The following is a 21,708-nucleotide window of genomic DNA, read 5'->3' on the forward strand; positions in this document are numbered from 1 at the left end:
TAATGAGGAGGAATTGATTATGTCAAATGAAGTAAAACACTTGGTTTTAGGTTCAGATGAAGCTGAAACGACGATAGAATCCTATATCAATATAGGATGCCCGTTCTGTTCGACTTATATCAAAGTCATCGATGAAATTTATGCACCGTATATTGAATCAGGCAAGATCAAACATGTCATCAAGCATGTGGACCGTACGAATGGAGCATTGCTGAAAGGTACGGTGGCGGCCACTTATTTAAATTATGATGAGCCTGAAAAAGCATATAAAGACATGAAGAAGCTGCTCGAAACAAGACCTGAATGGACTGGCAGTTTTGAAGAAACGCTTATGAAACTGGAAGCATTGGATCTTGTTGAACAAGTTGGACAGGCCGGCCGTACGAGAGAAATATTAGCTGAAGCGGCCGAGCGCGGTGTCAGAGTGGTACCGACAGTGTTCATTGATGGAGAAAAATTTGATTTCCCCGTTAAAGGTGAAGATGCCGAAATCGCAGAGGCGTTCAAAACAAAATTGGAGAGTCTATAAATTCATAAAACAGGACACTGATTTCCGGTGTCCTGTTTTATTTTACTCATAACCCGAAATATTGGTAATTTTCAGGTTTTATTGATATAATTAAATTGTGAAAAAAATAACATAATATGAAGGGATATCAATGAAAGGTTGGCAATTTGTTGATACAAATAAACCGTTGGAGCTCGTTGAAAAAGAAGATCCAAAGGCTGAAGCCGGAAAAGTTGTCATCGATATGAAAGTGGCGGGTCTCTGCCACTCGGACGTGGGTGTTTTAAGGGGTGAAGGCTGGAAGGCTTTACTCGGCGAACTGTTTGTCATTATGGGCCACGAGATTGCAGGTGTCATCAGCGAAGTGGGCGATGGTGTGACGGACTATAAAGTCGGTGATAAGGTCGCGGTATGTCCGACAGGGCCGAGCGGCACTGCACCGGGCTATGCATATGACGGCGGTTTTGGTACAAAAGTACTGGCACCTGCTGAAGACCTGGTCAGAATTCCTGACGGTGTTTCATTTGCGGCTGCTGCAGCCGGAACGGATGCAGGTATGACTTCCTATCATGCTGCGTTCAACAAAGGCGGCATCAAAAAGGGTATGAAAGTCGGCATGATCGGTATCGGCGGTCTTGGCCAGGTTGCACTGGAAGCGGCCATTGCACAGGATATTGAAGTGTATGCAATCGACACAAACCCTAAAGCAAGAGAACTTGCAAAAGATTTAGGAGCAGCGGGCGTTTATGAAAATGTTAAAGAAATTGCAGAATTTGAACCTGAAGTTATCATCGACTATGCAGGATTCGACATCACAACACGTGAAGCGCTTGAATCTGTAGCATTCCAGGGTAAAGTCGTACTGGTCGGAATGGGTAAACTTGAAACGACTGTCAATGTCACTTCCATGATTACGAAACAGGCGACGCTTGTCGGAAGCAACGGCGGTACTAAACAGGATATCGAAGATATGTACACGCTGATGGCCGAAGGCAAAGTCAGTCCGAAAATCACTGAAATCACATTTGATGAAATACCGGAAGGTATTCAAATGCTGGAAGATAACAAAGTGACCGGACGTTTAGTTGCAAACATGGAGGAATAATTTTTGATAAATAAAAGCCTGGAGATGCAGATTTTTTACTGCGTCCCAGGCTTTTTTCATTTCTAAAATTTTTACATCATGCTGCCAAACCACAAACCGATCATCGTGCCAAGGTAGTTGCCGATAATGTAGCCGAGTGTCCCAATGATCAGAATCGGTCCGACGAGTTTGACCCAGCCTCTTGATATCGCCATGGCCGCAGCTGTTGTCGGCCCTCCGATGTTGGCGTTGCTTGCAAGTATGATCTCTTCAAGGTTGAATTTGAAAAATCTGCCGACACCGAATGAAATGATCATGTTCACCAGGACCATGATTGCTGCGAAAACAAGAATGATCGGTGCATTCTGGATGATCAGCGGAATGGATGCAGGCACACCGATGACAACAAAGAAGATGTAGATTAAAAACGTGCCGATTTCCTGGGCACCGTTGATACTTTCAAAATACTTGGGTACCAGGGTGACCAGCAGTAACGTCAGAGTGGTCAGCATCAAGTAGTCATCACCGATGATACCTCTTAAAATCGTCAGGAATACATTCGCATCTTCAGGAATCAGATTTGTGAAAAATTCAGCCAATGTAAAAGAAACCGCAACAATCGCAAAAGATGTACCGACAGCCAGGGCAATATCACTGAGTGAAATTTCTTTTCTCTGCCAGTACGAAGCGGCTTGATTATCGTTATCCGCATTCTTTTCCAATTCGTCAATATAAGGCGTGCCGAATTTATTTCTGAAGAAACTGATGGTCGGTATTGAAATTAAAACTAAAAAATATAAAGCCATTAATAAATTGTCTGCAACCACTGTGGATGAAACTATTCCCTCAGGCACCTCAAATCGGGCGGCCATTGCTGCAAAGTTCACGCTTCCGCCCGTGTAGGACCCTGTCAGCATTGCTCCGATCATGTCAATCTGCGGTATGAATGACCGCAGGATGTAGAAACCGGCGATGGCACCGGCCACGGTTCCGATTGAACTGATCAGGAAAATCAAAAGCAGACGTCCGCTTTCTTTCCAGATTTTCACGATATTCGATTGGAAGAGCAGAAGCGGTATGGATAAAGGTACGACGTAGCTCCATACAGCATCGTAAACAGGTGATTCGACCGGTATGATCTGCATGTTGGCGAGCAGCATTGCACCGACCAGAGCAATGATTGCACCTGACAGTTTTGATGCCCAGGTAAACTTTTGTTCAAGTACGATGCTGATTGCTGCCCATCCCACTAGAAAAGCCCATAAAATCCATGTCTGATCCGGTGAAATCAAGGAATTCACTTCAACATCCATTTTATATACCCCCTTGCTTTAGTTAGCATCGATTATATCACTATTAAAAAAGGAAATTAATAATTAACAGATTTTTATTGTGATATGTAAACTTTTAGATTACCTGCCGTCTTCTTAGGGAATAAAAATATAACGGAAAAATATAGAGCTTTTTATTTAAAGTGAGCATGAAATTCTTTGAAAGTCACCGGGGAATGTTCTATACTCATATATTAATATTATGAACAAATAAAATTACTTCCGAAGGGAGGTTGTTCCATGCACAAATACACTGGGAAATTGATGACAGGTTTAATTATTGGATTATTGATTTTTATCGGTTTAAATCAGAATATTTCGGCTCAGGATCAAAATCTGGCTGATATGATTGAAGTGCGGACAACGGATGATTCAAATGATGCTGAAGCGCGTCAGATGATAGAAAGGCTGAATAATGTAGATTCAAGAATTTTATATGAAACCAACCGGTCTGGAGTGAGCATCATTTTAATGGATGTGCCTTTGACCGACCTGCCTGAATTCCAGCATCTGTCCGGCACGGTGCCGAGAGGCTGGGAACAGAGCGCCAGCACTTGGGATGATGTACCTGGAGCCGGAGGATTTACGACAGCAGCGAGAATAGGATACAGTGACCCGGGGAATGGACATTCGACCATCAATCTGGAACTGCACGAATATGCACATGCGGTGGACAGCTATACTGCCGGGTTTACATTCAGTTCAACATCGGAATTCAATGAACTGATGGCGGCTGAAAAAGATGCATTGTTTGGAGACCATGAGGTGCCGCAGTATTTTGATGTACCGAGTGAATACTTTGCAGAAGTGTTTGCAATGTATTATCTCGGCGGGGAAGAACGGGATAAACTGCAGTCGAGAGCCCCCCAGACATACGACTACATTGATACATTGCATAACAGGATTGTATCCTTCGGAGAGATCACCGGAAATACGATGACAATTCATTGGGATGCACATGACAACGCTGAATCTTACAATATTTATCAAAATGGTGAGCTTGTAGACAATGTGTCTGAGAGTGAATACGAAGCGACAGATCTTGAGACGAATACGAACTATGAGTTTTACGTTGAACCGTTAAATGCTGACGGCGATGCTTTATTCACATCTTTCTTCCGTTATGCGGCAACATCAGCGGAACCGGATGATTCTGAAGAGGAAGAAGAGGCACCGGATATTGATGTTTCAAAATTGGAAGAAGCGATCAGCCAGGCCGAAGAGATTCCGGAAGCTGAACGTTCAGACGAATTAAACGGCGCACTGGATGATGCACAGGAATTGCTGTCTGAAACTGATGAAGGAAATGTCGAGGAGCAGTCATCTGTTGATGAAACTGCAGAAGCATTGCTGACGGCAATAGAAGAGGCTTCGATGGAAGAAGCGGAGAGACCTGAAGAAGACATTACAGATTCGACTGAAGAAGAGCAGTCTGAATCAGAAGATTCCACGGAAGAGACTTCAACGGAAGATGAAAATGCTGAAGATGAGGTGTCAGAGGAACAGACCGGCGGGGAGACTGCCGAGGAAACTCAATCGGAAGAGTCATCATCAGAAGGTGACAATACAGCAGAGGAAGGTTCATCGGAAGAATCTGAGACCGGAGAAACTTCACAGGTTGAAACAGATGAAGAAAGTGAAACGGCAGCCAGTCCGGCTTTTGACAGCAACTACATTATTTTTATAGCAGCGGTAATATTGCTGATACTGGCAGTTGCCTCAGCAGTGCTGATCAAAGTTTTAAGGAAGTAGAATGATTACCCGAATATCGGACTGATGACAGTCCGGTATTTTTTATTGGTGATTGTGAAAATTAAAGGATAAAATGATATCATTCATATAACTACATTTTAGGAGGATTTCCATGTCAACAGCTGATGAATTGTATGAAGCTTATATAGAAAAAGTGCCGTTAGCACTTGGCAGTATTGATGTTCAGTCAATTGAAGAGGCTTATCAGATCCAGGATCAAGTTCTGAAATTGAAAACTGAAGATAATGAGGAAGTGCTTAGAGGATACAAGGTCAGTTTAACGAGTAAAGAAACACAGGAGATGTTTGATCACGACGAACCGTTATATGGTGCATATACTCAGAAGAACATAATTAATAATGCGTCACTGTCGGATTATAATATACCGAAACTGGAAATGGAGCTGGTGTTTCTGGTACAGGAGGATCTGACAGCTGAAGATACTGTTGAAGATATTTTAGGTAAATGTATGATTGCCCCGGGTCTTGAAATACCTGACGGGCGCTACGAAGACTGGTTCCCGCATGCATCGAAATATGAAGTTGTTTCAGACAGTGCGGTTGCCGGCAGTGTCACGTTCGGAAACAGTGAGTACTTCAACTATAAGGATCTGGATGATATTAAAGGGACGCTGAAATACAACGGTGAAGTGATTAAACAAGGGCGTTCAAGCGAAGTCATGGGACATCCCGCCGAAGCGGTGAAATGGCTGGTCCAAAAATTGCATGAAGAGGGTAAAAAGATTGAAGCTGGATGGATCGTTTCCTCAGGCACATTCAATTTACCGCTTGATTTGGAAGAAGGTCTGTATGAGGCGGAATATGAAAATATAGGCACAGTAACTCTTGAAGTGAAATAAAGATAAAGTAATCCTGCATCTTAATTTTGGGAGATGCAGGATTTTTTGATGTTTTACAGTTTGACGATCCAGCCGAAAGGATCTTCCAAAGTGCCGTACTGGATGCCTGTGTAGTGATCATAGAGATCTTGCGCTACAGGACCGACCTGGTTGTCATTGACAACGTAGTCTTCACCGTGGACATTCATGCGGCCGATAGGCGAGATGACCGCCGCTGTACCTGAACCGAAGATTTCTGAAATACTGCCGTCACGAAGGCCGTCACGAAGATCGTCAAGAAGTATTCTTTCTTCTTTGACTGTATAACCTTTATACTCGGCAAGCTGGATCAGGGATTTTCTTGTAATGCCTGAAAGGATCGAGCCGTTCAGCTTAGGTGTGATCAGTTCGTTGTTCCTGACAAAGAAAATGTTCATGCTGCCGACTTCTTCGACATATTTCTGTTCAACACCGTCCAACCAGAGCACCTGCTCATAGCCAAGCTCAGCAGCTTTCTGCTGGGCAAGGATACTTGCAGCATAGTTGCCGGCACATTTGATGTCACCTACACCGCCGCGTACGGCACGGACATAGTCATCCTCGACATAGATGCTTGTCGGATCCAGCTGTCCGCCGTAATATCCGGCAACCGGAGATAAAATGATATTATATTTGTAAGTTCTCGCAGATCTGACACCTAAAAAGGCTTCATCTGCAAAAATGAACGGGCGGATATATAATGACTGCCCGGGACCGTCTGGCACCCAGTCACGTTCCAATTTAATCAATTCATAAAGTGCATTCAAGCTTGTTTCTTCATTGATCTTAGGCATCGCAAGCCGCTCCAATGAAGTGTTCAGCCGTTTGAAGTTCTCATCCGGTCTGAATAATAGAATATCTTCGCCGTTTCTGTAAGCCTTCAAACCCTCAAAAACAGATTGTCCATAATGGATGCCGTTTGCAGCGGGAGAAATCTCGAGATTTTTATACGGCACAATGGCAGGCTCTTCCCAACCATGCTCAGGTGTATAATCCGATGTGAACATGTAGTCCGTAAACACCGTACCAAATTTCACCGTTGATACATCTGGTTTTTCTTTCAATGAATTTGCTTTCTCGATTTGTATTGTTTGTCCCATAATGGACCCTCCTTCTAACTTTAAAAACAAGCCACTTACTTGATTTGAAAATTAGTGTTTATTTTATCAAGGAAACACTAATAAAGCAATACGTTTTCAGATTATTTAAAATTTAATTTTATTTCTAACAACGGCCTATACAGGAATGGAACTTGTTATAATGGAATCATGATGAATGAAAAGATAAGGAGTGAAGTGATGGAGACGATAAGACTTGCTGTAATTCCGGGCGACGGCATCGGCCATGAAGTGGTGCCGGGTGCGCTGAAGATACTGGAACGTCTTGCAGAACTGCATGGCGGTCTGAAATTCGAATTCGAACATTATGATTACGGTTGTGACTATTATTTGGAGCATGGAGAGATGATGCCGGAAGACGGTCTGGAAAAACTGAAGGAAAGTGATGCGGTTTTTCTTGGCGCTGTAGGAGATGTGAATAAAGTGCCTGATCACATTTCGCTGTGGGGGCTGCTCATAAAAATACGCCGGGAATTCCAGCAGGAAATCAATGTCAGACCAGCGAAGGTTTTTGATGGTGTAAGATCCCCGCTCGGCAGTCCAAAAGATTTCGACCTGGTCGTCGTAAGGGAAAATAGTGAAGGTGAGTACAGTTCAGTCGGGGGACGCATGTTCCATGAAGAACACGAAATCGCAATCCAGAGCAGTGTATTCTCAAAACGTGCGACTTCACAGGCGATGGAATATGCTTTTAATCTCGCCGGATCCCGCAGCGGTATGGTGACGAGTGCGACAAAATCCAACGGGATATACCATGCGATGCCTTTCTGGGATGACGTGTTCAAAGAAGTATCAATGGAATATCCGGAAGTTTCAACAACATCTGAGCATATTGATGCACTGTCCGCCTCTTTTGTTACACGTCCGGAACGTTATGATGTCGTGGTGGCAAGTAATTTGTTCGGCGATATTTTATCGGATATCGGTGCTGGAATCATGGGAAGCATCGGTATTGCGCCAAGCGCAAACTTGAATATTAATGGGAAATATCCTTCGATGTTCGAACCGGTCCACGGCTCGGCACCGGATATTGTCGGACGCGGCCTTGCGAATCCGGTCGGCCAGATATGGACGGCGAAAATGCTGTTGGATCATTTTGGGTATGAGGATTTGGGCGGCCGGCTGTTGAAAGCGATTGAAGATACTTTGAGGGAAGGTATCATGACGCCGGATATCGGCGGTAATTCTTCAACGGAAGAAGTGACTGCCTCAATATTGGAGAGGCTGTAATTCAGAAACGGACAGTTAGGAGGAAGCAGCGTGCAGGAGCGTTTATGGACCCGTGATTTTATCATAGTTTTCATATTTAATTTCTTTATCATGCTGGCCATGTTTCTTTTGATGGTGACCATCAGCGGCTACGCAATCGAAGCGTTCGGCATCTCGACAAGTAATGCAGGTCTCGCTGCAGGGATCTTCATTGTTGGATCATTGATCGGCAGAATCGTCACAGGCCATCAACTGAGCCTGATGGGTGCAAGAAAAATCATGTATATCGGTACAATCATGTTCATCCTTACATACGGACTCTACTTTTTTGCCGGCAGCTTCTGGATGCTGCTCATCGTCAGGTTTTTTAACGGCTTTGCCAACGGCGTGACGACAACGGCGGTCGGCACGATAGCGGCCCTTGCCCTGCCGGCAAGACGGAGAGGGGAAGGAATCGGCTATTTCAGCCTGAGCTTTGTCATGGCGACGGCGATCGGACCTTATCTCGCATTCACCATGCTTGAATATGTGGATTACCAGATGCTGTTCCTTCTTGTCTTCACGGTCGTATTGATTGCAAGTGTCTTTACTATTTTCATCAAGACGGATAATGAAACGATCGATCTGACGAAAGAACCCAAACCGAAATTTCAGTTTGTGGACAGGGACGCACTGCCGGCTGCGTCAACGATACTGATTATCTGCCTGGCACATTCAACGATATTCTCATTCATTGCATTATATGCAGATGAACAGGGGCTCGGCACGGCAGCGGGCTACTTCTTCCTGGTCAACGCAATCGTGATGCTGGTCACCCGGCCGTTTACCGGGAGACTGATGGACCGAAAGGGCGCCAATATCATTGTCTATCCGGCTTTAGTCGTTTTGTTCGCAGCGTATCTCGTCCTCGGTAATGCACAGTCGGGATGGATGCTGCTGCTTGCAGGGGGATTGATCGGCCTCGGCTATGGCAACTTCCAGTCGATTATTCAGGCATTATGCATTAAACTCGCAGAACCGAAAAATGTCGGGCTGGCGACTTCAACGTTCTTCATCTGCCTGGACTTCGGTCTTGGTGTGGGGTCGTATATCTTCGGTCAGCTTGTCCCGTTCATCGGGTATGGCGGTCTGTATAACTCGATGACCATCATCGTCGTCATCTCAGCAGTATTGTATTACATGGTATATGGAAGAAAAGAAAAATATTTAACGATATGAAGAAAACTGAACTTTCGCCGGCAGGGCAAAAGTTCAGTTTTTATTTTGGTTGATCTTCACCGTCTGCCCTCGTGTTGTTATAAATATTGACTGCAAGCAATATGAACATGAAGCCGAATATGATAAATGGATTCAACAGTGTTTCCTCCAGAACAAGATTCAACACGGCAGCTATTAATAAGATGATCATACCAATCACATAAATTCTTTTCACTGTCTTTTTACTCAAAATAAAACCCTCCAAAATTTAAAAAAATATACAATTTTTAGATTATTAAGAAGACCTTAGGGAAATATATTTATATAATTGCTGTTATTTTAACATAAATGGGGGATGGTCATTATGAAATATTTGTTAATGATAATCATGAGTATTTTAATGCTGACAGCATGCGGCACGGCTGAAGAAGGTACTGACGAGGAAATCTCTGAAGCGGCTGATGAGGAGTCGGATGAAGAAGCCCTGGAAGAAGATACAGAAAATGCCCGAGAAACAGAACCGGAAGACATAGAGCCGGCAAGTAATGTGGATTTTTCTGTGAAGGAAAAAGCATTGACCGATACGGAAGGTTCTGAAATGACTTCGATGCTGGAGATGAACTCTGAGTTGGCTGAAATGATGAGTGGTGCTTCTGAATCGGATGCGGATGCGGGAGATATTTTGATGCCTGCAGATGATCTGACAACTTATTATTCCGAGGCTTTTGTCGCTATACATGTTTTTCAAGGAGACTCAGGTGAGCCTTCGCAATCGGATGTTGAAGGTATGAATGCCGAGGTGGATGAGAGAGATCACACTGAAGCTTATTCAAAGTATTATAATACTGAAACGGGAGAATTTGAAGAATATCTTTACAGGGATGAAGACGGATATTACATTTTTGATGATACAAAGTGGACAGATACTGATGAACTCTCACCGGATGAAGATATTTATTACGGTAGATACACCAATCTGTATGATGCGTTCATGGAGACGGAAAATATCATCAATGTATCTGAGGATGAAGAATATTATTACATTCATAACATTGGTACCGAAGCGGTGCTTCATGAAACTTTCGGCAACATTTTCAATGTGGAGTATACGGGTGCCGATGAAAGTGAGATGGAAAATGCAGTCGTTGCATCAGTGGATAAATCAACAGGTGAAATGGATGAATTATTATATATCACAACTGCGCCTGCCGCACAAAGTGATGAGTACCTTCACATTGAACTTGCCGTGTCATTTGAAGGGTACGGTGCATTTGATGACGAAGGTGTCACCGCACCGGCAGCAGAAGAAACCGGAGCGGCCGGGGGAGGATCATCTAATATTGGCAGAGCACCGGATTCAGTTGACTTTTCTCTGACCGAAGAACAGTTCAGTGAAGAAGACGGTATGGAAATGACTTCAATGCTCGCAATGAATTCCCCCGTTCCAAGTATGCTTGACAATGCTGAACAGACAGATGCAGCGATAGAGGATATATTGAAGACGAAAGAGGAAGTTACAACATATTACGGTGAAACTTTCATGACCATAGATGTGTTTGACAGTGCGGATTCAGAACCACTTCAATCAGATACTGTCGGATTGATTGCGGAAATGGATGAAGAGGTGGGAATGGAGGTTTACTCCGAGATCCACGACCCGGCATCGGATGAATTCATACCGCACCATTATGGCAACCCGGACAGTGTATTTGCCTATCAGGACGGTATGTGGACAGAGGATCCATCCAGTGAAGCCGAAGAAATATTTCACGCCACATATTCCAGCCTTTATGATGCGTTCATTGACACTGAAGATGTGATTGAAATCTTAGAAGATGATGAGTACTACTACCTTTACGACATTGGTGATGAAATGATTTTACATGACGTATTCGGAGATATGTTCGAGGTTGAATATACAGGTGCAGACGAAGAAGCGATGGAAAATGGAGTCGTTGGCATTGTGAATAAGGAAGACGGAACTTTTGCCCATCTGGCTTATATTTCCACAGCCCCTGCACTTCACGGAAATGAGTATCTTCATATAGAAGTCGCTGCATCATATGGGGACTATGGTGCCTACGATGATGACGGCATCACAGTGCCGGATATTTACGAATAAAACCATTATATGATGAGTCATTTGCAGACGTATTTGTTATAATCGGGATGACTATGACAGAGGAAGAGTGATATCATGCCAAAGGCAAATAAGAAGATGAAGAATATAGAAGTACCGGGCACAAGACAGTTCGCCAACCGTGTAGAAGAGTTTCCGGATGCAGTGGATCTGACACTCGGGCAGCCGGATTTCGATACACCTGAACCGGTGAAGCAGGCGGCGATAGATGCAATCAATACAAAGCCCATGAAGTATTCCCACAACACGGGACTGCTTGAACTGAGAAAGGCGATCAGCGAATATTATAAAAGCAGCTGCGGTGCGGACTATGACCCTAATGGCGAAGTGCTTGTCACAGTAGGCGGCAGTGAAGGGATAGACGGCGTTCTAAGAGCGATCATCGACCCGGGAGATGAAGTACTCGTGCCTGCGCCGACTTATCTGGGCTATGAACCGATCATCGAACTCTCAGGCGGAGTGACGAAATTCGTCGATATGTCTGAAACGGATTATATCGCCACACCTGAACTGATTGAATCGAATATTACAGAAAAAACCAAAGCTGTTCTGCTGAATTATCCAACCAACCCTACCGGCGTCACATACACAAAAGAGCAGATGGATGCGCTTGTCGAAGTATTTAAAAAGTATGATATCTTTATCATTACAGATGAAATTTATGGTGAGAATACTTTGGAAGGCGATCATATCAGTCTTGCGAAGTATCCGGAAATCAAAGAAAAGGCAATCGTTGTCAACGGCCTCAGCAAATCTCATGCAATGACCGGCTGGCGTATCGGATATGTGGTCGCACACAGAGTGATCATGGAAGATATTACAGCCGTACATCTTTATAACACAATCTGTGCGAGCATCCCGAGCCAATATGCGGCAATCGAAGCGCTCACGACCCAGCTCCATGTGCCAAAGGAGATGAATCAGGCCTATATTCAGCGCCGTGATTATATTTATAAGAGACTGACGGATATGGGTCTCGAAGTGTCGAAACCGACCGGTGCATTCTATATCTTCCCATCGATCAGAAAGTACGAAGAAGATTCATTCAAGTTTGCGACAGACCTGCTTGAAAGTGTCCATCTGGCGGTTGTGCCGGGGCGTTCTTTCTCCGAGTACGGTGAAGGGCATATCAGACTTTCTTTTGCCTGCAGTATGGAAGAATTGACGGAAGCGGCAGACCGGCTTGAGAAATATATAAAAATATTGGATATGAAATAGTACTTTTACCACATCATATTAAGAAAGCTTAACAAAATTCATTAAACTAAAAAGAGAAGTGTTTAAGTAAATTTTTTTTTACTTCGTTTTAAAACTTCATGAACATTGACTCATTATAATAGAATTGTAAGAGATTCCTATGCAATCAAAATTTTTGGGAGGTTTACTGTTCATGAATGTCAATTTGTTTCACGACAAGAAATTTATGACAACTTTCGGCGTAGCATTTGCGACCCTGCTGCTGATACTGTCCTCATTGTTCAGCCCCATTGCACAAGCAGCCGGAGGTGGAGGGCCAGTTGGAGAAGCTGACGCGCCTGAAACTGAAGAATTCAACCCAGTTCTGACAGATGAAAAACCTGAAGTTGCAGACATAGAGGCTAATAACATCCCTAACCGCATTGCGGCAACTTTCAACGGTGAAACCGAAAGCGAAATGGGGTTCAACTGGTATACGACAGACTTATTTGAAGACTCGAAGGTATGGGTTTCAAAATCCGGCAACTTTGATGATACATTAGAATTTGAAGCGGAAGCGACAGAGGTCACTTCCCACTACGGTGAGCGTGATGAAGATGGATATTACATCTTTGCAGACGTTGAAGAAGACGAAGAAGGCGAACCGGTCACTGATGAAAACGGTGACCCGATCATCAACGGTTACTACACTGACGAACAGGCACACGGCGGCGAATGGATGTACGGCAATGAATACGGCCAGCTGGACCTGATCGACGTCACAGAATATTCCTACAAGGCACAGGCGACAGACCTTGAACCGAATACTACATACTATTATCAGGTAGGTAGTGAATCAGGTGAAATCAGTGAAGTCGGCGAATTCAAAACTTCAGGCGAAGATGGAGATCCGTTCAAATTCGTCCATTATACAGATACACAAAATGCTTTTTGGAACGAAAACGTCCGTAATGAAGCGGCATTCGGTGCAGACACTCTGATGCGTGCACTCGATACTGCCGGAGATGCAGACTTTGTACTGCACACAGGCGATATGGTGGAAATTGCTGAAGTTGAAGATGAGTGGGTGGATATTTTCGAACAATCCAGACCTTACTTCATGCAGTCGGCTATGGCAGTGGCGCCCGGTAACCACGATGAATATGCACTTGACTGGAATGATGATCCGTTTACAGAAAAATTCAATGAGCACTTGAACGTCCCGGTCACAAATGATGCCATCAGCGGCGGATCTTATTATTCCTTCGACTACAACGGTGTGCATTTTGTCACTCTGAACACAAACGACAACAAAGAATCGGAAGATAATCCGAATGAAGGTGCAATCGGTGAAGAGCAGATGGAATGGATCCGAGAAGACATCGAACAGGCACGTGAAAACGGCGCGGAGTGGGTTGTACTGAACTACCATAAACCACTTTACTCCAAGTCATATCACTCACTGCAGGATGAAGATGTCCAGGAAATCAGAGAAGAATTGACAGCACTGATCGATGAATTGGATGTCGACCTTGCTTTGCAGGGCCACGACCATGTCGTTTCAAGATCACATTCTCTGACACATGTACCGACTGATGAAAACTTCTCAAACGGTGTTGTCGAAGATGTTGAGACATTCGTCGGCGACAACGGTGTAGAATATCTGGATGATCCTGAAGGTACGACATATATTCTTCCGAACACAGGCGGTACTAAAGAGTACGATGATGTTTATTCAAAAGGTGTAGACCACCTGCATAAAGTCAGACCGGACCTTGACTGGATGACTCAGGAAGACATGGATTACTACAACAGCCTGTTCGCATACGGCGACCAGCCTCAGGAAACTGAAGCATTTGAAGATGCCCATGCTAACAACAGGGATTCCCACATCCAGAACTTCGCGGTATATGAAGTAGAAGGCAATCAACTTGTTGTCAGCATGTACCAGATTGAAGGCGAGCTGCTGAAAGGTGAAGAAAGAACTGTGGAATTGGTTGACCAGTTCGGTATCGCCAAAGGCAACGAATAATAATATTTAAAATTGATATTGAAAGAGACCGCAATTGCCGGTCTCTTTTTTTTGGTCTCACGCCACAGGTCTTCACCCATAAATTGCACTCCCTTCAAATCTCGATTAAAATTATGATGATCAATAAAATAACGGAGGGGTTTTAATGGAGTTTCAAAAAACGACGGTGGAGCAGTATTTTACACCGTACAGCATAGGGGATTTTTCTATCAGTGCAGATGAGAAGCAGCTGCTTTTTTCGTCAAACATGAATGGAAAAGTGAATATATACGGTATGGATCTGCCGAATTATTATCCGTATCAATTTTCCGGCAAGGATGAAAGTATGAGCTTTATCCAGGCGGCACCGAATGGTGAGTATGTGCTGGCGGGTTTTGATAAAGATGGCAATGAAAATCATAAAATTTATGTGATACCACCCGGCGGGGGTATACCTGAACAGCTGATCGATGCTGAAGACAAAGATAAATTCATGTTCTCTAAATTATCGAAAGACGGTTCGAGGCTCTACTATACTTCTTCAAAGGGCAATGACAGCTATTTGAATTCATATGTCTACGATATCGACAAAAAAGAGGAAACACTGCTGCATGAAGGCGAGGGCGGTCCGACACATCTGGTTGATGTCTCACAGGATGAAAATAACTCGGTATATATCACCGTATATGCCAACACTTACATAATCGGTTTCATTAAAACCGAGGCGGGCATTGAATATTTGACGCCGGATGTCGACAAGGTGCATACCGTCGGCAGCATCACATTTGTCAAGGATGATGAGGCCTGGTTTGTCACCAATTATGATTCGGACTACAGCTACCTTGCGAAGTATGATCTGACGACAAAATCATTTGAAAAAGTGCTGGATTTTGAAAAGGAATCCCTGATGATGATCAAATTCAACCGCTATACGAATATGATGTATCTCCTCACTCAAAAAGGCGTGGTCGAAAAGCTGTACTATTATGATTTGAATCATGACCAGCTGGAACCGATCACAGCGCCGGTCACTTCTTTCAGCGTCATAAGAACAGTGAGGAGCGGTGCATTGTATATCAAAGGTGCGAGCGCCACGGTGCCGACGAATATTTTCAAGTACGAAAATGAGTCTTGGGAACAGATCACCAAAAATAAAGTGCTCGGGGTAATTCCGAAAGATATGGTCGAACCTGAAACCATCACCTACAAATCTTTCGACGATCTGGAAATCGAGGCGCTGCTTTTCAGGGCAAAACCGGAAAATGCGAACGGATACACAATATTCTGGCCGCATGGCGGACCGCAATATAACGAGAGTAAATCTTTCAGGGCGATGTTCCAGATATTCTTAAACCGCGGCTACAATATATTCTGTCCGAACTTCAGAGGCAGCACGGGCTATGGTTCAGAATTTGTCAAGATGGTTGAAGGCGACTGGGGCCACGGCCCGAGACTTGATAATGTCGAAGGTATCAAATGGCTGTTTGAACAGGGTATTTCCAGCCCGGAAAAATTATTCCTTGTCGGCGGCAGCTATGGGGGGTATATGGCACTGCTCCTTCACGGCCGTCATCCGGAGTATTTTAGGGCGGTGATGGATATTTTCGGGGTATCGGATTTATTCACATTCTATAATTCTGTTCCGGAACACTGGAAGCCGCTCATGAAACAGTGGGTAGGTGACCCTGTTGAAGATAAGGAGCGGTTCGAGACTGACAGCCCGGTGACATACCTCGATACGATGACCAGGCCGATGCTCGTCATCCAGGGGGCTCACGACCCACGTGTCGTCAAGGAAGAGTCCGATCAGATCGTGGCCAAGCTGAGGGACGCCGGACGGGAAGTTGAGTATATCGTCCTGGATGATGAAGGCCATGGATTTTCCAAAAAAGAAAATGAAATACTTGTGTATAAATCAATGCTTGAATTTTTAAATAAACATCAGTGATATACAGTCCGCATATGCGGGCTTTTTATTGTTGACACTAATACCCCGTTAGGGTATAATACAGTTAACGAATAAAAACAGGACGGTGAAGAACATGGAAGATACATTACATGATCACGCAGTGATTCCAAGAACGGATGATGAAAAGGATAAAGTGCTGAAGCGTTTAAGACGTATTGAAGGGCAGGTCCGGGGGATACAGAAAATGGTTGAAGAAGACCGTTACTGTGTAGACATCCTCATTCAGATCAGCGCAATCCAGTCCGCACTGAAAAACGTGGGTTATGAAGTGACTGAAAGGCATATGAAACATTGTGTCACTGATGCCATCGACAAGGGCGAAGGCGATGATTCAATCGAAGAACTGATGGCAGTGCTGAAGCAGTTCTCAAAATAAAACAACGGGGAGGCCGGAAAAGTGGATAACAGAGAAAATACAAGACTGAATGTAACAGGGATGACTTGTGCAGCCTGTTCAAACAGAATAGAAAAAGTATTGAACAAAATGGACGGCGTTGATGCCAAAGTCAATCTGGCAACAGAACAGGCAACCGTCGATTATGATAAAAACAATATCAAACTGGACGATATTACGAACAAAATCGAGAATCTGGGCTATGGTGTCCAGTATGATGAGGTCGAGTTTGATATTTCAGGCATGACATGTGCAGCATGTTCCAACAGAATAGAAAAGGTTCTGAACAAGACCGGCGGCGTTTCCAATGCGACAGTCAATCTTGCAACAGAAAATGCCGTGATAGAGTATAATTCGAATGTCCTTTCGGAAGGTGACCTGATCGCCCGGATCGACAATTTGGGCTACGGCGCCACGGCAAAGGAAAGTGCTGAATCAAGAGAAGAGAAAAAAGAAAAAGAATTGTCAAGATTGAAATGGAAAGTGATCATTTCTGCACTGCTGTCGCTTCCGTTACTTGTGACAATGCTGGATCATCTGTTCGGAATGAGTCTTCCTGCTATATTTATGAATCCATGGTTCCAGCTGGCATTTGCCACACCGGTACAGTTCATACTGGGCTGGCAGTTCTATGTCGGTGCGTACAGAAGCTTAAAGAGCTTCAGTGCCAATATGGATGTACTGGTCGCGATGGGTACGACGGCAGCATTCGGCTTCAGCCTCTTTGAAACATACAGATGGATCATCGGTGCAACGGCCCATCCGCACTTATATTTTGAGGCTAGTGCAATCATCATCACATTGATTTTATTCGGCAAGTACCTTGAAGCCCGAGCGAAATCACAGACTTCGGGAGCAATAAAAGAATTGATGAACATGCAGGCAAAAGAGGCCAGAGTCCTAAGGGACGGTGTCGAAACAATGATCCCCGCAGCAGAAGTCGCAGTCGGCGACGCTCTTGTTGTGAAGCCGGGTGAGAAGTTTCCGGCCGACGGTGTGATCACCAAAGGAAGAACGTCAGTTGATGAGTCGATGCTGACAGGCGAATCGATTCCGATTGAAAAGAACATTGAAGATAAAGTGATCGGATCGACAATCAACCAGAACGGAAACGTAGTGGTTGAAGCGTCCCGTGTCGGAAAAGATACAGCGCTGCAGTCCATCATAAAAGTGGTTGAAGAGGCGCAGGGTAAAAAGGCGCCGATCCAGAGAATGGCGGATATCGTGTCCGGTTACTTCGTACCGATCGTCATCGGGATTGCGGTTGTGACATTTTTAATATGGTACTTCATCGCATCACCGTATAATCTCGAACCGGCACTGATTGCCTCAATCACAGTACTTGTCATTGCATGTCCATGTGCACTGGGTCTTGCGACGCCGACATCAATCATGGTCGGTACAGGTAAAGGTGCTGAGAGCGGTATTTTATTCAAAGGCGGCGAGCACCTGGAGAAGACACATAATCTTCATGCAGTCATCCTGGATAAGACGGGTACCATCACAAAAGGTAAGCCGGAAGTGACGGACTTCACAGGTGACGAACATGTTCTGAAGCTTCTTGCAGCTGCCGAAAATGGTTCTGAGCACCCGCTGGCAACCGCAATCGTCTCTTATGCAACAGAAAAAGAAGTCGATGTGCCCGAAGTGGATGATTTCATGGCAATACCGGGTCATGGTATAGAGGCGACCTTGGACGGCGACCGTATTCTGGTCGGCACAAGGAAATTGATGGCTGATCAGAACATTGAAGTTGATTCTTATGATTCAGAAATGACACAATATGAATATGACGGTAAAACAGCGATGCTGGTCGCAGTGAATGGTGAAATTGCAGGTATTGTAGCTGTGCAGGATACTGTGAAGGACACTGCAAAAGAAGCAATTGCGTCACTGCACGAACAGGGACTTGAAGTGATCATGCTCACAGGCGACAACCAGCGTACAGCCGAAGCGATCGCAAGAGAAGTGAATATCGATACGGTGATTGCCGAAGTGCTGCCTGAGGAGAAAGCTGAGCAGGTCAAGAAAGTTCAGGCACAGGGCAAATCCGTGGCAATGGTCGGAGACGGTGTGAACGATGCGCCGGCACTGGCAACTGCAGATATCGGAATTGCAATCGGCACAGGAACGGAAGTGGCGATTGAAGCGGCGGATATTACGATTATGGGCGGTGAACTGACACTGATTCCAAAAGCGATCAACCTCAGTCACAAGACAATCCGCAATATTAAACAGAACCTGTTCTGGGCATTTGCCTATAATTCTGCAGGCATTCCTATTGCGGCACTAGGTTTTCTTGCACCATGGGTCGCAGGCGCTGCAATGGCATTCAGCTCGGTCAGTGTCGTTACCAACTCGTTAAGACTGAAAAGAGTAAAAATATAATAATATATAATCAATATGGAGGTATTCAATATGAACACAACATCAATCAAAGTAGAAGGTATGACGTGCGGACACTGCAAAAGCTCGGTGGAAGGTGCTTTGGGCAAACTGTCCGGTGTCAGTAAAGCAGAAGTCGATTTATCAGCGAATCAGGTATCGGTAGAATACGAAGAAGATAAAGTTACTGTAAATGAAATGAATGAAGCTATTGAAGACCAGGGATATGATGTAGTACAATAATAAAATCATGAGCTTGTATCTGGATAAGATACAGGCTCATTTTCTTTTTAAATCTGATATAATTGAAGAAATATAATAGAGCGTTATAAGGGGTTACAGAAAGGGGAAGGTCTTTTGGTCTTTTTGATCATAATTCTATTATTCACTTCAATTTTCTTCTCGGGAAGTGAAACAGCATTAACCGCAGTGGATAAAGTGAAACTGCAGGCAAGAGTGCAGGATGGAGATAAGAAAGCTGCAAAACTGCTCGGGATCGTGTCAAACCCGGGAGAATTCATCACAACCATATTAATCGGTAATAATATCGCCAATATTTTACTGCCTACAGTCGTCACTGCGATGGCCATCGATTACGGCTGGAGCGTAGCGATTGCAAGTGCCGCACTGACAGTGACGATCATTTTATTCGCCGAAGTCATACCAAAATCGATTGCTGCAGCATTTCCTGAACAGATATCCAATATCGTGCGGCCGCCAATCACCCTGATCATCATCATTTTCAAGCCGCTGACGTTAATATTGAACTTTATAACAGATAATATTACTAAAATCTTATCGAGGGGCGAGCAGCCGGCATGGACCGTATCCAAAGATGAACTGGTCAACCTGATTGATATTGCGAATGCAGAAGGTGTATTGAAAATCCGCGAAAGGAACAGAATCAAGGGCATTCTGGATTTTCGGGATCTGAACGTTAAAGATATCATGTCCACACCGAGAACCGAGATGGATGCAATCAAAGTGGATTCATCATATGATGAAGTGCTTGAGACGGTTGTAGGTCTGATGCATACGAGATACCCGATCTACGATGAAAATCTCGATGACATTGTCGGAGTTTTCCATACGAAGTATCTGCTGAAATGGTCGCTCAATCCTGAAAAAAGTCTGATGGACTTTTCCGATCCCGATCCTCTGACGGTCAAAGAGTTTGATGCGGTTGAAACCGTCCTCAGAAAAATGACGAAAGAGCGCCGCCATCTGGCCATCGTGCTGGATGAATACGGCGGCACGGAAGGGATTGTCACCCACGAAGACATCATTGAAAACATGCTCGGATTTGATATTGAAGATGAGACGGATGTAAGAGGTGATGCCCTCGTGGACAAAATGACCAAAGATGAAATCATCTGTGACGGCAGAATCACCCTCCACCGGCTGAATACACAGTTTGAAACGGAAATCCCGGAAGAGGAAGATACATTATCAGGATACTTGTTCAAAGAATTCAATGATATTCCGGTCCAGGGAGATGTTTTTAAAAATAAAGCACTCGGGCTCAGATTTGAAGTCGTGGTCATGGAAAGTCAGACAATCCGTACAATCAGAATCTTAAAAGAAGAACCAGAAGATGATGAGAATGATGACAACAGCCATTAGAGAAAAAGCCCGCAGTGAAACGGGCTTTTTATTATGCATCTAATAATGGTAAGATTGATATTATTTAAAATAGAGGGCACAAATATGAAAAAATATGCGATAACATTGGGTTTTGCCATTGCACTGGGCAGGTTCTTGTATAAAGAGGACAAATATATCCAGGTGAACGAACGTGAGATTGCAAGCGCCAGGCTCCCGGAGGCTTTTGACGGTTTCAGGATCATTCATGTATCCGACTACCACAATGCGTGGTTCGGCTGGAAAGCGTCCAATCTGCTGGATAAAATCCGGGAGGCGGAAGGTGACGTGATATTAATCACCGGTGATATCATCGACCGGAGAACACCGAACCTCAGACGTTCCAGGTATTTCATCAGAAAAGCCTCCGAAATTCTGCCGGCTTATTTCGTCACCGGCAATCACGAAGCCCATTATAAAAGATGGTTCAACTTGAAAAAATATATTACAAAGTCCGAAATGGAGAATTTGAGTTTTTCATCGGTGGAACTGGCAAGGGACGGCGAAAGGATAAATCTTGCCGGCATGCCTGATCCGTGGTTCTTAGGTGATGAGGAAGATCCATATGTCCACCTGTATTTTGATAAAATGCTGCAGCACCGGCTGAACGGCCTGCCGGCCGGCTTCACAATCCTGATGTCCCATCGTCCTGAACTGTTTCATATATACAGTAAATATAATCTGGACCTGGTCCTATCCGGCCATGCACATGGCGGTCAGATCCGACTGCCGTACTTAGGCGGCCTTTATTCACCGCATCAGGGTATTCTGCCGAGATACACCGAGGGCACACATATTAAAAACGATACCGCCTTGTCCATCAGCAGGGGACTCGGGAACAGCCGATTTCCATTCAGAGTATTTAACCGTCCGGAAATTGTCGTAATTACATTAAAAAAGAAATGATTGAGGTGAG

The 21,708-nt window shown here is 44.4% G+C and carries 18 protein-coding genes; 15 read left to right on the forward strand and 3 right to left on the reverse strand.

From position 1 onward, the window contains the following. Window positions 1-19 precede the first annotated feature (19 nt). Together BLR15_RS04860 and BLR15_RS04865 are read left to right on the forward strand one after the other, a co-directional pair. Complete coding sequence (locus BLR15_RS04860; protein ID WP_092985250.1) at window positions 20-529, forward strand: thioredoxin domain-containing protein; 510 nt, start codon at window positions 20-22, stop codon at window positions 527-529. A gap of 130 nt (window positions 530-659) precedes the next feature. After that, a complete protein-coding gene (locus BLR15_RS04865) occupies window positions 660-1,613 on the forward strand; it encodes a zinc-binding dehydrogenase (RefSeq protein WP_092985252.1) in 954 nt (317 codons plus the stop codon). Between the two features lie 71 nt (window positions 1,614-1,684). Here the strand turns inward: BLR15_RS04865 and BLR15_RS04870 are convergent, their stop codons facing one another. Beyond that, window positions 1,685-2,905 (reverse strand): DUF819 family protein, encoded by a 1,221-nt coding sequence (locus tag BLR15_RS04870; RefSeq protein ID WP_092985254.1) that lies wholly within the window; start codon window positions 2,903-2,905, stop codon window positions 1,685-1,687. 258 nt (window positions 2,906-3,163) lie between these two features. Between BLR15_RS04870 and BLR15_RS04875 the strand changes: the two genes are divergently transcribed. Further along, window positions 3,164-4,675, forward strand: a complete 1,512-nt coding sequence (locus BLR15_RS04875; RefSeq protein WP_092985256.1) for an anthrax toxin lethal factor-related metalloendopeptidase — start codon at window positions 3,164-3,166, stop codon at window positions 4,673-4,675. 112 nt (window positions 4,676-4,787) lie between these two features. Then, entirely contained in the window at window positions 4,788-5,534 is a 747-nt protein-coding gene (locus tag BLR15_RS04880) for a 2-keto-4-pentenoate hydratase (RefSeq protein ID WP_092985258.1), read from the forward strand. Between the two features lie 53 nt (window positions 5,535-5,587). Here BLR15_RS04880 and BLR15_RS04885 read toward each other — a convergent pair whose 3' ends face one another. Further along, window positions 5,588-6,652: a branched-chain amino acid aminotransferase gene (locus BLR15_RS04885; RefSeq protein ID WP_092985260.1), complete on the reverse strand. Its 1,065-nt coding sequence runs from the start codon at window positions 6,650-6,652 to the stop codon at window positions 5,588-5,590. Between the two features lie 198 nt (window positions 6,653-6,850). On the opposite strand from BLR15_RS04885, the gene BLR15_RS04890 reads away from it, so the two are divergent. Together BLR15_RS04890 and BLR15_RS04895 are read left to right on the forward strand one after the other, a co-directional pair. Continuing rightward, a complete protein-coding gene (locus BLR15_RS04890; RefSeq protein ID WP_092985262.1) occupies window positions 6,851-7,900 on the forward strand; it encodes a tartrate dehydrogenase in 1,050 nt (349 codons plus the stop codon). Between the two features lie 30 nt (window positions 7,901-7,930). Beyond that, window positions 7,931-9,097, forward strand: coding sequence for an MFS transporter (locus BLR15_RS04895; RefSeq protein WP_245696603.1), 1,167 nt, complete (start codon window positions 7,931-7,933; stop codon window positions 9,095-9,097). A gap of 40 nt (window positions 9,098-9,137) precedes the next feature. On the opposite strand, the gene BLR15_RS04900 is transcribed toward BLR15_RS04895, so the two are convergent. Then, entirely contained in the window at window positions 9,138-9,326 is a 189-nt protein-coding gene (locus BLR15_RS04900) for a hypothetical protein (protein WP_092985264.1), read from the reverse strand. A gap of 114 nt (window positions 9,327-9,440) precedes the next feature. Between BLR15_RS04900 and BLR15_RS04905 the strand changes: the two genes are divergently transcribed. The 9 genes from BLR15_RS04905 to BLR15_RS04945 all read left to right on the forward strand — a co-directional run bounded on the left by BLR15_RS04905 (window position 9,441) and on the right by BLR15_RS04945 (window position 21,698). Then, the gene (locus tag BLR15_RS04905; RefSeq protein WP_092985266.1) at window positions 9,441-11,198 is read left to right on the forward strand and encodes a hypothetical protein; all 1,758 of its coding nucleotides are present in this window, start codon (window positions 9,441-9,443) and stop codon (window positions 11,196-11,198) included. 75 nt (window positions 11,199-11,273) lie between these two features. Next, a complete protein-coding gene (locus BLR15_RS04910) occupies window positions 11,274-12,434 on the forward strand; it encodes an aminotransferase class I/II-fold pyridoxal phosphate-dependent enzyme (RefSeq protein WP_092985268.1) in 1,161 nt (386 codons plus the stop codon). Window positions 12,435-12,606: 172 nt separating this feature from the next. Then, window positions 12,607-14,424, forward strand: a complete 1,818-nt coding sequence (locus BLR15_RS04915; protein WP_092985270.1) for a purple acid phosphatase family protein — start codon at window positions 12,607-12,609, stop codon at window positions 14,422-14,424. A 145-nt stretch (window positions 14,425-14,569) separates the two neighbouring features. Further along, complete coding sequence (locus BLR15_RS04920; protein ID WP_092985272.1) at window positions 14,570-16,351, forward strand: S9 family peptidase; 1,782 nt, start codon at window positions 14,570-14,572, stop codon at window positions 16,349-16,351. A gap of 94 nt (window positions 16,352-16,445) precedes the next feature. Continuing rightward, on the forward strand, window positions 16,446-16,748 hold the full coding sequence (locus BLR15_RS04925; protein WP_092985274.1) for a metal-sensing transcriptional repressor: 303 nt from the start codon (window positions 16,446-16,448) through the stop codon (window positions 16,746-16,748). A 21-nt stretch (window positions 16,749-16,769) separates the two neighbouring features. Continuing rightward, a complete protein-coding gene (locus tag BLR15_RS04930; RefSeq protein ID WP_092985276.1) occupies window positions 16,770-19,154 on the forward strand; it encodes a heavy metal translocating P-type ATPase in 2,385 nt (794 codons plus the stop codon). Window positions 19,155-19,184: 30 nt separating this feature from the next. Then, a complete protein-coding gene (gene copZ, locus BLR15_RS04935; protein WP_092985278.1) occupies window positions 19,185-19,394 on the forward strand; it encodes a copper chaperone CopZ in 210 nt (69 codons plus the stop codon). Between the two features lie 123 nt (window positions 19,395-19,517). After that, window positions 19,518-20,774, forward strand: coding sequence for a hemolysin family protein (locus BLR15_RS04940; RefSeq protein ID WP_331465669.1), 1,257 nt, complete (start codon window positions 19,518-19,520; stop codon window positions 20,772-20,774). Window positions 20,775-20,858: 84 nt separating this feature from the next. After that, window positions 20,859-21,698, forward strand: coding sequence for a metallophosphoesterase (locus tag BLR15_RS04945; protein ID WP_092985282.1), 840 nt, complete (start codon window positions 20,859-20,861; stop codon window positions 21,696-21,698). Window positions 21,699-21,708: the final 10 nt, after the last annotated feature.

Origin of the sequence: Lacicoccus qingdaonensis (assembly GCF_900101075.1) — a bacterium.
Taxonomy (GTDB): domain Bacteria; phylum Bacillota; class Bacilli; order Staphylococcales; family Salinicoccaceae; genus Lacicoccus; species Lacicoccus qingdaonensis.

Coding starts and splice junctions, on each gene's coding strand:
- copZ (WP_092985278.1), top strand. CDS start 19,185: ATGAACACAACATCAATCAAAGTAGAAGGTATGACGTGCGGACACTGC.
- BLR15_RS04945 (WP_092985282.1), top strand. CDS start 20,859: ATGAAAAAATATGCGATAACATTGGGTTTTGCCATTGCACTGGGCAGG.
- BLR15_RS04870 (WP_092985254.1), bottom strand. CDS start 2,905: ATGGATGTTGAAGTGAATTCCTTGATTTCACCGGATCAGACATGGATT.
- BLR15_RS04905 (WP_092985266.1), top strand. CDS start 9,441: ATGAAATATTTGTTAATGATAATCATGAGTATTTTAATGCTGACAGCA.
- BLR15_RS04915 (WP_092985270.1), top strand. CDS start 12,607: ATGAATGTCAATTTGTTTCACGACAAGAAATTTATGACAACTTTCGGC.
- BLR15_RS04875 (WP_092985256.1), top strand. CDS start 3,164: ATGCACAAATACACTGGGAAATTGATGACAGGTTTAATTATTGGATTA.
- BLR15_RS04865 (WP_092985252.1), top strand. CDS start 660: ATGAAAGGTTGGCAATTTGTTGATACAAATAAACCGTTGGAGCTCGTT.
- BLR15_RS04880 (WP_092985258.1), top strand. CDS start 4,788: ATGTCAACAGCTGATGAATTGTATGAAGCTTATATAGAAAAAGTGCCG.
- BLR15_RS04860 (WP_092985250.1), top strand. CDS start 20: ATGTCAAATGAAGTAAAACACTTGGTTTTAGGTTCAGATGAAGCTGAA.
- BLR15_RS04925 (WP_092985274.1), top strand. CDS start 16,446: ATGGAAGATACATTACATGATCACGCAGTGATTCCAAGAACGGATGAT.
- BLR15_RS04885 (WP_092985260.1), bottom strand. CDS start 6,652: ATGGGACAAACAATACAAATCGAGAAAGCAAATTCATTGAAAGAAAAA.
- BLR15_RS04920 (WP_092985272.1), top strand. CDS start 14,570: ATGGAGTTTCAAAAAACGACGGTGGAGCAGTATTTTACACCGTACAGC.
- BLR15_RS04910 (WP_092985268.1), top strand. CDS start 11,274: ATGCCAAAGGCAAATAAGAAGATGAAGAATATAGAAGTACCGGGCACA.
- BLR15_RS04890 (WP_092985262.1), top strand. CDS start 6,851: ATGGAGACGATAAGACTTGCTGTAATTCCGGGCGACGGCATCGGCCAT.